We start from the raw sequence: 12973 nt of genomic DNA, 5'->3' as shown, positions 1-12973 counted from the left end.
TCTACTTCGTTACGCTTTCTTCCGGCGAACTGACTTTATCAAATCCATGAGTCGTTGAATTGTATTTAAAGATATTCAGTCTAGGCACCATCTGATCATCAAATGTTGGAGCTACGATCTCTGAAGTCCCATCACCATCCACATCGGTCAAAGCCAGGTTTGTGGAGTTTCCTTTCAAAGAAAAATATCCGTCTCGCGACTCCGCCAGCGGAATTTTCGCCATGATGGTCATGCCATCGGATCCTTCCAGATTATAGACTTCAAGCTCTAGGAAGTTTTTGCTTTGAATTTTTAGTACCGTGACTTTGGGACCCTGGGGAGTCAACGAACCGCTCACTTTTGCAATGACCACGCGGCTATCCGGGGAGAAAAGATCTTTCACTGACGTACGCAGGTTTGGAATCACCGCGATTGTAGTCACGATCATGGCAACGATGGCCAAACCGACCATAAGGATGATTTCTTTTTTAGTGAAAGTAGAATCTGTTTTGGAAGTCATAGAAAAAAGTTTGCCATAAAGTCATTGAAGTAAAAACAAGAAAAGACTTAAGATCTTGGAGATTCTTACTGCGGAGGGTTTGATGGCAAAGCTTATCGTTTCAAAATTCGGCGGAACCTCCATGGGAGATGCGGAATGCATGCTCCGAAGCGCCGAAGTCGCATTTCGACAAAATTCCAGCATGGTCGTGGTATCCGCCACTTCGGGAACAACCAATGATCTGATCAACTTGGGAACTCAAGCGGAAAAAGGTCATTGGCCTGAGTGCGAAGCCCTGTTGACGAAAATGAAAGAGCGTCATCGTCGGATTGCATCGGACTTGAAATCCAACAGCGAATCCTCTCAAAAGCTTGAAACCCTGTTTGAAGAAATGCAGTCCCTGGCAAAGGGTGTGCATTTGCTCAGAGATTGTTCGGTGAAAGCCATGGATGCTTTGATGAGCCTTGGCGAGCGCATGTCTTCGGTTCTTTTCACAGATGCCATGGCAACTGTTTTAAAGAATCACGGCTCAGGAAAATCAGCTCATCTTTTAGATGCGCGGGATGTTTTAAAGACGGATGATTCATTTGGTAAAGCAAAACCTTTGACGGCTGTTGTTGCAAGTCACTGCCAACGTCATCTGCCGAAAATTCGCGACATGAAGACGGTCGTGGTTACCCAAGGTTATATCGGCAGTACCGAAGAGGGTATGACGACGACATTGGGTCGTGGTGGCAGTGATTATTCCGCTGCTATTTTGGCCGAGGGGATTGCTGCTGATGTTTTGGAAATTTGGACAGACGTGGCCGGTATCGCAACGACGGATCCTCGCTTGTGCCCCAAAGCGAAACCGATTGCCGAAATTTCCTTTAAAGAAGCCTCTGAGCTTGCAACTTTCGGAGCAAAAGTTTTGCATCCCGCGACTTTGCTTCCGGCCATTCGTAAGAATATTCCCGTATTCGTGGGATCAAGCTTTGATGCTGAGGCCAAAGGCACGTGGGTTCGCAAGGAAGTTGAACAACATCCATTGATTCGTGCAATGGCGCTTCGAAAAAAACAGATTCTGGTGACCCTATCCACCCCCGAAATGCTTCATGCTCACGGTTTCTTGTTTCAGATTTTTAAAATCTTTAATGATCACAAAGTCAGTATCGATGCCATCACGACATCTGAAATTTCAGTCAGCGTGACATTGGATGACTCGACGTTGCTGAATAAAAAACTGATCGCTGATCTTTCGGAAATCGCAGACGTTCAAGTTGAAGAAAATCTAAGTTTGGTGTCTTTGATTGGGAATAACATCAATCACACGTCAGGCTTGGGTAAAGACATCTTTGATACGATTTCAGACATTAACGTGCGCATGATTTGCCTGGGCGCAAGTAAGCACAATTTCTGCTTCTTAGTGAATGAAGAACAAGGGCCGGAGGCCATTCAACGTTTGCATAAAAAGTTTGTGGAGCTTGCATGATCAAAGAAGAGTTCTATCAGCTTTTGTCCTCTAGAAAGTCCATTCGTAAATTCAAACCAGATGCGGTTCCTAAAGAAGTATTAGATCGGCTCTTGGCAGCAGCTATGGAAGCACCCTCAGGAAAAAATCGTCAGAACTGGCGTTTCTTCGTCGTGACGGGAAAAAAACGTGACGACTATATTCAGTACTCGCAGAAATCCTGGTTGGGAATTAAAGACGTTCTTCAACAACGCTTAAAACCATCGTTGTATACGTTCACCGAAAGATTCTTTTTCACCTTAGGGGACGCTCCGGTTCTGGTGTTCGCATATTCTCACAATGATTCAGAAGAGCGCTATCATACGAGTATTGGCTCGGTTTATATGGCGGTCGAAAATCTGAATCTTGCGTGTCTAGTGGAAGGACTAGGTTGTTGCACCATGGGAGCACCACTAGAAATTAAAGAAGAGGTAGATAAGTTCTTGGGTGTGGATAAACTTCCGGAATACCAGCGAGGAGAGTTGGAACTTCTTTGTGGAGTCGTGATTGGATATCCAGATCACAATCCTCCAAAGGCACCAAGACAAACCGAAGGCCGAGTTTTTTGGCTTAGCTAAGTCAGATTGTTAGTATCCCTAAATCGAAATAAAATTTCGTAAAGTAAAATTGTTTACAGAAAAATTCACCATTCTCCGATGAATTTGACAATTGTTAAATTCATTGGAGTACGTTGTGAAGAGTTTCAGTTTGTATGCAAAAGTTTGGTCCGTCGTCGGCGTTTTAATCGCCGGGAGTGCAGTCATCGCCTTTATTGGAATTTCCAAACTTGAATCTTTCGATCGCGAAGTCGACGAGATCGTCAGCGAAACCGCCGTAAAAGTTGAAATTGCAAACGAACTTCGTGCTTCATTGTACAAGCAACTTTATCTGCAACAGACCTACATCTTAGCGAACACTCCGCAAGAAATGTCAGAAATCTCCTCTGAAATAAAAAAAACCGAAGAAGAGCTGTCCCAGGAAATTTCCAGTTACAAAGAATATCATCTGACTGAGGATGCGCAGATTTTGAAATCTTTTGAAGAGACATATAAGTCCTGGTTACTTCTTTCTCAAGAAGTTCGGGAGCACGCAGCCAGCAGCAACGATGCGAAAGCCGTCGAGCTTTTTCAGGGGAGGGGTCATCAAATAAAAGAGGATATTCTGAAATACTCAGACAGGCTCGCGCAGTTTAACCGGGAAAAAATGAGTAAAGCGGCAGAGACAGTTCGTGCTGACTATAAAATATCGCACTCACTTATCGTGATGGTGAGTGCTTTAGTTGGTGCCTTAAGTATTCTGATCTCCATTTTGGTTTTAACTCGCTTAAAAAAATCCATCAGTTTGGTGATTTCAAATCTTACGGACAACTCCCGCAATGTTGCCTTGGCATCCCATCATATTGCCTCTTCTTCAGAGGAACTCGCTCAAGCGGCAAGCGAGCAGGCAAGCTCGTTAGAGGAAGCCGTCGGCACCCTTGAAAAAGTAAATGAAACGCTCGGTATGACTTTAAAGAATACTCACGAAGCAGCTACCTTGGCAGATGCAACTTGTCAGGCGGCTTTATCGGGTGAAAATGAAATCCGTGAACTGAGTAAATCCATTCGTGAAATTTCAGAAGACTCGGCCAAGATCACAGAAATTACTCATGTGATGGATGATATCGCTTTTCAAATTAATATTCTCGCCTTGAATGCTGCCGTCGAAGCCGCGCGTGCCGGCGAGCAGGGGAAAGGCTTCGGCGTGGTCGCGGAAGCTGTGCGAGAACTTGCACAAAAGAGTGCCTCGGCTGCGAGTGATATCTCTGCGTTGATTAAAGAAAGTAACGACAAGATTTGCGAGAAATCCAAACTAGTGGATCTAAGTGTTTTAGCTCTTAAGAATATTGTCGAGTCTGCGAAAAAAGTGGCGACCTTGAATTCCGAAATCGCGGGAATTTTCGACAGTCAGTCTGAAGGTTTAAGTCAGGTGAATAAAGCGATGCTGCAAATCGATCAGGCGACACAAATGAATGCTGCAACTTCTGAAGAGGCCGCGGCGGCCGCCGAAGAATTGGCCAATCAATCAGACTCCATGAACGACACTATCATCTCATTAGAAGTGACCATAAATGGGTTCGCAAAACCGGGGGAGGAGTCGCAATCCTTAGCGACCAGCCCCCAGATTCAGTTAGCCGCCTAATTCAGATCGAATAGGTTCGCTTTGAAAGCATAAACCTATGAAATAACGACATTTTTTAAAAACAAAAAGTACCTTTTTGGGCGCAGTTTTGATATACCGCATCCCTTATGAATCCACTTCACGCCCTTAAGACGAATCCGTTTGTCCTTGCGCCTATGGCCGGGATCACTGATCACGCATTTCGTACCTTCATGAAAAAGCTCGACGCCAGCGTTGTCGTTACCGAGCTTGTGAGTGCGTCGGGCATCGAATATAAATCTGAAAAGACTTTGAAACTGATGAGCTTTGATGAAACTCAAAGACCTATCGGTGTACAACTTTTTGGTGAAGACCCGGAAATTCTGGCTAAGGGTGCAGCCTTTGCGGAAGCAGATGGTTGTGATTTCATTGATTTGAATTTCGGTTGTCCTGTTCCCAAAGTCGTAAAAAAGGGCGCAGGCTCGGCGATGATGAAAGACCCTGTGCAAATGCAAAAGGTTTTGTCTGCCGTTAAAGCCGCAGTGAAAATTCCTGTGACAATCAAAATCCGTACGGGGTGGGATTCCACCACTCGCAATGCTTCTGAAATTTGCAATATCGCATACAACGAAGGCATGGAGTGGGTCGCAATTCACGGCCGCACTCGTAATCAAGGTTACTCCGGGTTTGCGGACTGGGATTTTATCGCTGAAGTTAAGGCCAATGCGAAACTACCTATTCTCGGAAACGGAGACATCCTCACACCCAGACAGGCAGTGTTAAGACTAGAGCAGTCAGGCTGTGATGGTGTGATGATCGGTCGTGGATGCCTTAAAAATCCGTTTATCTTTATGGATGCCTTGTCCTTATGGCGGGGCGAGTCTGTAAAAGACGTTAAAAGAGACTACGTTAGCTTGTTTAACAGCCTCAAAAATGAGGTTGTTGCGCATTGTGATGAACACATCACTGGTATTCAGTTGAGAAAGTTTGCAGCTTGGTTCTCGACAGGGTATCCTGGAGCGGCACAATTCAGGAAGAATCTTTTCCAATCCAAAAGCAATGAAGAGATCATGACCCTTGCTAACGAATTTTTCGCTAGTATCGGTTCTGTTGAGCAAGAAGATCAGTCTAAGGATGAGTTCCTTATGGGTGGCCATGGTTAGAGCACTAACCAAATCCTGAAATGTTTTATTTAAATTTTTGATTTAGTTTTACAAGATTCAATTTAATGAAGGGTTAAATATGATTCAAGATCCGAAGAAGATTAGAAATATCGCGATCATCGCGCACGTCGACCACGGTAAAACAACTCTGGTAGACCACTTGATTAAACAAGCCGGTACATTCCGTGACAATGAGCACGTTGATGATCGCTTGATGGACTCCATGGATCTTGAAAGAGAGCGTGGTATCACGATCGCGGCAAAGAACGCGTCTTTCGTTTACAAAGATATCAAAGTTAACATCGTAGATACACCGGGACATAGTGACTTCGGTGGTGAAGTTGAACGTATCTTGAACATGGTTGATGGTTGTATCCTTCTTTGCGACGCCTCTGAAGGTCCACTTCCACAAACTCGTTTCGTATTGAAAAAAGCTCTTGAGCAAAACTTGAAAGTTATCGTTTGTATCAACAAGATCGACCGTTCAGACGCTCGTATCCAAGAAGTACACAACGAACTTTTCGATTTGTTCATCGATCTTGAAGCAACTGAAGAACAATGTGACTTCCACACTGTTTACGCGATCGCGCGTGAAGGTATGGCGACTTTGGATCCAGCGGTTAACACTGGAACACTAGAAGTTCTTTACGATGCTATCGTAAACCTGGTTCCTCCTCCAAAAATTGATGAAGAAGCTCCATTGCAAGTAATGGTTTCTAACATCTCTTACAACGATTACGTGGGTCGTTTGGCGATCGGTCGTATGCGTGCAGGTACAATCAAAGTTGGTGATGAAGTTCTTTGCGTTCAAGCGAACCAACAGAAAAAAGTTAAAGTCTCCGCTTTGTACCAATACAAAGTGAACTCGCAAGTTCCAGCTCAAGAAGTTGGCGCAGGTGACATCGTTGTTATCGCGGGTATGGAAGACTTCACTATCGGTGATACTATCACTTCCGCTTTGGATCCTCGTCCACTTCCGCGTATCCGCGTAGACGAGCCAACGGTTGGTATGATCTTCTCGGTAAATAACGGTCCTTTCGCAGGTATGGAAGGTAAAAACGTTACTTCTCGTAAGATCCTTGAGCGTCTTGAGAGAGAACTTTTGTACAACGTTGCGATCCGCGTAGAAAAAACTGCGAACACTGACGCTTTCAAAGTTGTTGGTCGTGGTGAGTTGCAATTGGGTGTATTGATTGAACAAATGCGCCGTGAAAACTTCGAGCTTTTGGTTTCTAAACCGACAGTTATCTTCAAAGAAGAAAACGGTCAAAGAATGGAACCAATGGAGATCGCGGTTATCGATATCGAAGACTCTTACGTTGGTGCGGTTACTGAGAAACTTGGTAAACGTAAAGGTGTAATGACGAACATGGTTCAAAAAGGATCTGGTCGTACTCGTCTTGAATTCCGTATCCCTTCACGTGGTTTGATCGGTTACCGTTCTGAGTTCCTAACAGACACTCGCGGTACTGGTTTGCTTAATACGCAATTCGACGGTTGGGACCAATACAAAGGTGAAATCGAACACCGTATGAATGGTGCGATGATTTCTGACCGTAAAGGTCAAGCGACAGCGTTCGCTATCTGGAATCTTCAAGAGCGCGGTATTATGTACGTTACTCACGGTCAAGACGTGTACGAAGGCATGATCGTTGGTGAGCATGCTAAGGACAATGATCTAGAAGTAAACATCACTCGCGAGAAGAAATTGTCAAACGTACGTGCTTCGGGTTCTGATGAAGCTATCCGTCTAGTTCCAGTTCGTCCTATGACTTTGGAAAAAGCGATGGAATGGATTAAAGATTCTGAGTTGATCGAAGTGACACCGAAGAACATCCGTCTTCGTTGCCGCGAAACAGATCCAAACAAACGTGCAAGAGCAGCGAAGGAATAATGAACTCGAACGTCGCCATTGAAATCAAAGATTTAACCAAAAAGTACGACGATAAAGTCGCAGTGGATGGAATAGATCTGGAGATTTACAAAGGCGAATGTTTCGGACTCTTAGGTCCAAACGGGGCTGGCAAAACAACAGCAATGAAGATGATGTATTGCTCGGCCCTCGTAACAAGCGGGGAGCTCTATGTACTAGGGCTCAACGTTAAAAAGAACTTCCGCGAAATCAAATCCAGAATCGGCGTTGTTCCTCAAGAGGACGGCCTCGATCCCGACTTCACAGTCCTTGAAAATCTCTCAGTCTACGCAAGTTACCACAATATCAACCCTGCTGAAGCCGATCTCCGTGCTCAGGCATTGCTTCGTTTGATGAAGCTTGAAGAATACCAGGATCGCTCCGTGGAAACGTTGAGCGGCGGTATGAAGCGCCGTTTGGCGATTGCGCGTGGGCTGATTAACTCTCCGGAAGTGATCTTTCTGGATGAGCCGACAACGGGTCTGGACCCCCAGGCACGTATCTGGATCTGGGATTTCTTTAAGCATTTAAAATCTGAGAAAAGCACCCTGGTTCTGACGACTCACTATATGGAAGAAGCCGAGCAGATGTGTGATCGTGTTGCGATCATCGATGGCGGTAAAATCCTCACGATCGGGAAGCCAAAGGATTTAATTCGCGACCTGATCGGTAAAGAAGTGGTCGAGTTCGACACAAATCCCGTGGATTTGAATTACTACCTGGGTCGTTTGCGCGCCGAGGGCTTTGCTTATCAGGTTATTAAAGACACCGTGTCGGTCTTGGTTAAAGAAAACCAGGAAGGCCGCCGTGTAGTGGACCTTATTGCTTCAGATAAAATCTTTATTCGTAAACCAACTTTGAATGACGTGTTCCTGAAACTTGCGGGACATCAGTTGAGGGACGAATAATGAAGTTAAAGCAGCTTCTTTCAATTCCTAAGTTCAATGACGGAGCCTTGAAAGTTTGGCAGCGTAATTTCCTGTATTTTAAAAAGACCATGATGGTGTCTTTGTTCTGGATCGTACTTGAGCCAGTTATTTATCTGGGTGCGATCGGTTTTGGTCTGGGTTCTTTCGTAAATAACATGGGCGGTATGTCCTATATCGAATACTTCTTCCCGGCACTTTTGTGTACGACTGCGATGTTAGTTTCTTTCTTTGAAGGAACTTACGGAAACTATACGAAGCTTACTCATCAGAAAACTTATGCGACGATCATGCTGACTCGTGTAGGTCCTGAAGAAATCGTAGCAGGGGAGTTGATGTGGGCCGCGACTAAAGGATTTTTTGGCGTGATCGGTGTAACGATCGTTGCCGTGTTCTTTGGCTTGATTGATTCCTACAAGATTTTACTGACATTGCCGGTTCTGTTTTTGATTGCGGCATTGTTTTCGTGTATCGGGATGATCTTTACTTCGATTGCCCGTAACTATGACTCTTTTATTTACTCCACATCTGGATTGATTGTTCCGATGAGCTTGCTCAGTGGAACTTATTTTCCATTGGAACAACTGCCATCGGGAATGCGCTATTTGGCGTATTTATTTCCGCTGACTCACGGGGTGGCTGCAGTACGTGGGATTTTACACGACGGCAACTTGGTTAAAATTGCCGTGCATATTTTGATCTTATTGGTGCTGACGTGGATTTTTATGAACGTGTCATTCCACCGCATTCGTAACAAGCTTCTGAAATAATCTAATTATCTAAATTATGTTCGGGCTTAATGTCCAACTCGGATGAATCAAGGTCGCCGCTTTCGTCACGGATCTCTTGCTCTAAGCGGTCAATCTCGTCATTGCTAAGTGAATTCACCTGTTCCGCAGACATTCCTTTTAAGCCAGGAATTTCATCCATTGGCGGGGGAGCCGGGCTTAGGAAGGACTGAATTCTTTCCATCGCCACTTCGTACTCGGCCTGATCGATACTGTGAAACTGGTAAAGGTTCTGAACGATCTGACTCATACGTTTGCGTGCAAATCCGGTCAGTTCTTTTTTGTAGTAGGACTGAGAATACTTGATCGGGCTGGGCAGAACCATCGCCATGAAAGCACTTTCCACCACATCAAGTTCCGCAGGGGACTTTTTAAAATAGAATTGAGCTGCTTGTTTGATTCCGTAAATATTCTTACCGAATTCAACCACGTTCAGATATTTTTCCAGGATTTCTTTTTTCGTCAGAGTTTTTTCAATGCGATCCGTGATGATTGCTTCCAGGGCTTTTCTGAAGAAAGTTCTATCAGCATTCAGGAACATATTTTTAGCAAGCTGTTGAGTGATTGTGGATCCACCACGTTTATAGACGCCCGTTTCCCAACCTTGGCGGAAGTTTTTTTCAATCGTTCCCCACTCAAAGCCATGATGCTTATAGAAGTTTCCATCCTCAGTCATGATGATGGTTCTTTGTAGGTACGAAGAAATCTGTTTCAATGGGACATAGTTTTTAGATGTCGGGCACAGATCGACTTTGTACATCGTCGTGATAATGCAGCCCTTGATTTCTTTTTCGTTGGGAAGGGTCGACCAGATGAAAGCCGCAGCAGAAACCATGATCGCAACAATAATAGCAAAAAATAATCCAGCAGCCTTCATCTATTTCAACATCCCTTGATCTTTGATCCACTGAATACTGTTGTGAATGGCTTCGCGGGCGGGACGAGGTTTGAAATCCAACTCGCGCTGAGCTTTCGATGAATCAAACCAGTGATACATCGTTGCTGTGTGGGCGTTTTCTTTACTCAGTGGACCTTTAAGTCCCATTTTCTCCATAAAGTCGCCAATAGTTCCCACCACGTGGAGGACTTGATCCGGCATTTGCTTGTTAGGAGCGGAAACGCCGGCTTCTTCAGCGATCATGCGGAAAAGATCTTTGATCAGAATATTTTCACCAGCGAGGATGTAGCGCTCTCCGGTTTTACCGATTTTCCACGCGCTTAAGATTCCTTGGATGACGTCTTCCACAGCGACGACATTCACGCCGCCAGAAGTGTAGAATTTAAGTTTTCCTTGAGCCACTTTCAGCATCATTTTGCGGCTGCCTTTTTTAGCGTCGCCAAATCCATAGATTGTTGCTGGATTTAAAATGACTGCATCCACTTCGCCTTTATCGCAGGCCTTTTTAACCAGAACTTCAGCGTCATGCTTTGTTTCAAAATATCCAAGGTTCAAATCATGGATATTGAATTCTGAATTTTCATTGAGGATTTCTTGCGGATTGTGGCCTGCGCCGACTGCAACCACCGAAGATACGTGAACCAGACGGCGAACTTTATGTTCCTTGCAGACTTCAAGAACGTTCGCAGTGCCTTGAACATTTACTTTTTCCATCAAAGGGCGATCGGCTGCTTTGTAAGCGACTACTCCTGCCAAATGGAAAACTGTATCAATATCCTTGAAAGCTTCTAATAGCGACACAACATCTGTAACGTCACCATAGCGGTACTGGCAGTTCACACCTTTTAGTTCTGACAGATCGCTGTTCTTACGAACCAGTGCGAAGACTTCGTGGCCTTGGTCGACCAGGGCGCGTGTCAGCCAGCTTCCTAAAAATCCGTTTGCTCCAGTGACTAATACTTTCATGTTGCTTCTGCCTCGTTGTCAGTTTCGTCAAAACGTTCCATCACTCTTTGGCACAGCCGGGCCATCAAAATACCTAAAATAATTCCGAGCATGGCACCTGCCAGGACATCGGTAGGAAAGTGCACTCCGTTATAAACGCGACTGTAGCCAACTACTACGGCTAACGTAAACATCGGAACAGCCATCACCGGAAAGATCACGGAGGTGAAGGTCGCAAAGTTAAACATATTCGTCGCATGATTAGAAACAAAACTGTAACCGCCAAACGGCGAACGCACAGTGACTTCTAAGCCTTGTGTGTCTGCTGGCCGGGGACGCTGAACCGTTTTCTTAAAAGCCCAGTTTCCAACACCATCGGAGAGAGAAACGCTTAGCACCGCCATGATGAAAATGGTGCAGCCTTTTTTCCAACCGCGGCGCCAGATAAAGAGTCCGATGATCAACGGAATCATAATCAGCTTCACTGGATTTTTTTTATGTAGGTCAGTAATGAATGGGAAAAACACGTCTGCCCACGGAGCAGTCCAATCGGAATTGATCAGAAGGAAAAGACGTTTATCGAGGTTCAAAATAAAATCGAGCATGATAGGGATCTTAACTTAGTTTTTTGCCCGCAGAAAGTCTAGGTCTTCGAATGGTCACAGTGCCTCGTTCAACTCGCTATGGCATCATTGTGTTTATGGACATTGCGACATTATTAGGCCTTCTTATTGGCTTTGGTGGGATCATTTTCGGAAACCTGATTGAAGGTGGCCATATGAGCTCGCTGATGCAGCTCACAGCATTCATTATCGTGTTCACCGGCACTGCGGGAGCGGTGATGGTTTCCAGTTCTGAACACGCGTTAAAAACAGGTTTAGAACTTGCGAAGAAAGCATTCAAACGTCACGAAAGTGAAGCACCCGCCAAACTGGAAGACATCGTTGAATACGCAAGACTGGCTAAAAAAGAATCAATCCTTTCCCTGGAACCAAGAATCAACAAAATCGGTGATCCGTTGATGCAAAATGTTTTGCGCAATGTGGTTGATGGCGTTGATGAGTCAGTGATCCGCGATATTTTTGAAACACAAATTTATACTGAAGAAGATGAACTCCTTGCTGGCGCAAAAATCTGGGCTGACGCTGGTGGTTTCGCTCCGACGATTGGTATCATTGGTGCGGTCCTTGGATTGATCCACGTAATGGGCAATCTAACGGACACAAGCAAACTGGGTGCAGGTATCGCCGTTGCCTTCGTTGCAACTGTTTACGGTGTTGCCTCTGCGAATCTTTTGTTCTTACCGATGGGGAACAAGATCAAAAAACGCGTTGAAGATATGACTCGTGAAAAGATGATGGTCCTTGAAGGCGGTTTGATGATCGCTAAAGGTGCGAACCATATCGTGATCGAACAAAAATTAAGGTCGTACCTGCCTCATGCAAGCAAAGCGTAGACACAGAAGACACGAAGAACATGTGAATCATGAAAGATGGCTGGTCTCGTATGCAGACTTTATCACTCTTTTATTCGCATTCTTTGTGGTGATGTACGCGACCTCTACGGCTAATGAAAATAAACAAAAAGATTTCGAGCAATCGATTAAGTTAAACTTCCACTTGGTGGGTAAAGGTGGCTCAGATAAAAATGCCGACACAATTGACTCTGCAATTGCCGAATTAGATATCCCGGTTGGTAATTTTCCCAAAAAAGGCGGCCCCGCGGAAGCGGCAGACTATGTTGAGCGTGCATTGGGTAAAGCCATGAGCAAGGACGATAAAAAGAAGGACATTCAGGATGTCTATCATGACTCCGTCGGCGTTCGTGTGTCTTTGACGGCATCAAGTTTCTTTACTCCGGGATCAGCAAAGCTTCGTCTGTCTTCACTGCCAGCCCTGGATAAAGTAGCCGAGATCCTATCTGCTAATGATAAAAGAATTATCGTTGAGGGGCATACCGATGACACTCCGATCGCTGATCCCCAGTATCCAAGCAACTGGGAGTTAGCAGGGGATCGTTCTGCAGCGGTTGTTCGATATTTCGTAAAGTACCATAAGCTGAATCCAAAACGTTTCGTTTCAATTTCTTATGGAGATCAAAAGCCAATCGTTCCAAATGATACGGAAGAGCACAAAGCGATGAATCGCCGTATTGAAATCCTGATCGTCACCGACAACAACAAGGTCGGCATCTAAATTTAAAAATAAAAAAGCCAAGGTTTTAAGGCCTTGGCTTTGG

At 44.9% G+C, this 12973-nt stretch carries 13 protein-coding genes; 9 read left to right on the top strand and 4 right to left on the bottom strand.

All coding sequences use genetic code 11. The features are described 5' to 3' along the window. Position 1 precedes the first annotated feature (1 nt). On the bottom strand, positions 2 to 499 hold the full coding sequence (locus ACLSU7_RS11235) for a hypothetical protein (RefSeq protein ID WP_413291988.1): 498 nt from the start codon (positions 497 to 499) through the stop codon (positions 2 to 4). An 82-nt stretch (positions 500 to 581) separates the two neighbouring features. On the opposite strand from ACLSU7_RS11235, the gene lysC reads away from it, so the two are divergent. The 7 genes from lysC to ACLSU7_RS11200 all read left to right on the top strand — a co-directional run bounded on the left by lysC (position 582) and on the right by ACLSU7_RS11200 (position 8874). Then, entirely contained in the window at positions 582 to 1949 is a 1368-nt protein-coding gene (gene lysC, locus ACLSU7_RS11230; protein WP_413291987.1) for a lysine-sensitive aspartokinase 3, read from the top strand. Further along, positions 1946 to 2545, top strand: a complete 600-nt coding sequence (locus ACLSU7_RS11225; RefSeq protein WP_413291986.1) for a nitroreductase family protein — start codon at positions 1946 to 1948, stop codon at positions 2543 to 2545. Before lysC ends, ACLSU7_RS11225 begins: the two co-directional genes overlap by 4 nt. Positions 2546 to 2660: 115 nt before the next feature. Further along, the gene (locus tag ACLSU7_RS11220) at positions 2661 to 4145 is read left to right on the top strand and encodes a methyl-accepting chemotaxis protein (RefSeq protein WP_413291985.1); all 1485 of its coding nucleotides are present in this window, start codon (positions 2661 to 2663) and stop codon (positions 4143 to 4145) included. A gap of 107 nt (positions 4146 to 4252) precedes the next feature. Beyond that, complete coding sequence (gene dusB, locus ACLSU7_RS11215; protein WP_413291984.1) at positions 4253 to 5266, top strand: tRNA dihydrouridine synthase DusB; 1014 nt, start codon at positions 4253 to 4255, stop codon at positions 5264 to 5266. Between the two features lie 79 nt (positions 5267 to 5345). Then, positions 5346 to 7160 (top strand): translational GTPase TypA, encoded by a 1815-nt coding sequence (typA, locus tag ACLSU7_RS11210; protein ID WP_413291983.1) that lies wholly within the window; start codon positions 5346 to 5348, stop codon positions 7158 to 7160. Next, a complete protein-coding gene (locus ACLSU7_RS11205) occupies positions 7160 to 8086 on the top strand; it encodes an ABC transporter ATP-binding protein (protein ID WP_413291982.1) in 927 nt (308 codons plus the stop codon). The genes typA and ACLSU7_RS11205 overlap by 1 nt, the downstream gene beginning before the upstream one ends. After that, the gene (locus tag ACLSU7_RS11200; RefSeq protein WP_413291981.1) at positions 8086 to 8874 is read left to right on the top strand and encodes an ABC transporter permease; all 789 of its coding nucleotides are present in this window, start codon (positions 8086 to 8088) and stop codon (positions 8872 to 8874) included. The genes ACLSU7_RS11205 and ACLSU7_RS11200 overlap by 1 nt, the downstream gene beginning before the upstream one ends. Position 8875: 1 nt before the next feature. Here ACLSU7_RS11200 and ACLSU7_RS11195 read toward each other — a convergent pair whose 3' ends face one another. The 3 genes from ACLSU7_RS11195 to ACLSU7_RS11185 are packed head-to-tail and all read right to left on the bottom strand — an operon-like array spanning position 8876 to position 11340. Then, positions 8876 to 9769, bottom strand: coding sequence for a transglycosylase domain-containing protein (locus ACLSU7_RS11195; RefSeq protein WP_413291979.1), 894 nt, complete (start codon positions 9767 to 9769; stop codon positions 8876 to 8878). Further along, complete coding sequence (locus tag ACLSU7_RS11190) at positions 9770 to 10756, bottom strand: SDR family oxidoreductase (protein WP_413291978.1); 987 nt, start codon at positions 10754 to 10756, stop codon at positions 9770 to 9772. Continuing rightward, on the bottom strand, positions 10753 to 11340 hold the full coding sequence (locus ACLSU7_RS11185; protein WP_413291977.1) for a phosphatase PAP2 family protein: 588 nt from the start codon (positions 11338 to 11340) through the stop codon (positions 10753 to 10755). Before ACLSU7_RS11185 ends, ACLSU7_RS11190 begins: the two co-directional genes overlap by 4 nt. 95 nt (positions 11341 to 11435) lie before the next feature. Between ACLSU7_RS11185 and ACLSU7_RS11180 the strand changes: the two genes are divergently transcribed. Both ACLSU7_RS11180 and ACLSU7_RS11175 read left to right on the top strand, forming a co-directional pair. After that, positions 11436 to 12191, top strand: coding sequence for a flagellar motor protein (locus tag ACLSU7_RS11180; RefSeq protein WP_413291976.1), 756 nt, complete (start codon positions 11436 to 11438; stop codon positions 12189 to 12191). A 22-nt stretch (positions 12192 to 12213) separates the two neighbouring features. Further along, complete coding sequence (locus ACLSU7_RS11175; protein ID WP_413291975.1) at positions 12214 to 12930, top strand: OmpA family protein; 717 nt, start codon at positions 12214 to 12216, stop codon at positions 12928 to 12930. Positions 12931 to 12973 lie beyond the last annotated feature (43 nt).

It is taken from the genome of Bdellovibrio sp. HCB185ZH, assembly GCF_047302455.1.
GTDB lineage: Bacteria > Bdellovibrionota > Bdellovibrionia > Bdellovibrionales > Bdellovibrionaceae > Bdellovibrio.
This window is presented reverse-complemented; position numbering and strand designations above follow the sequence as displayed.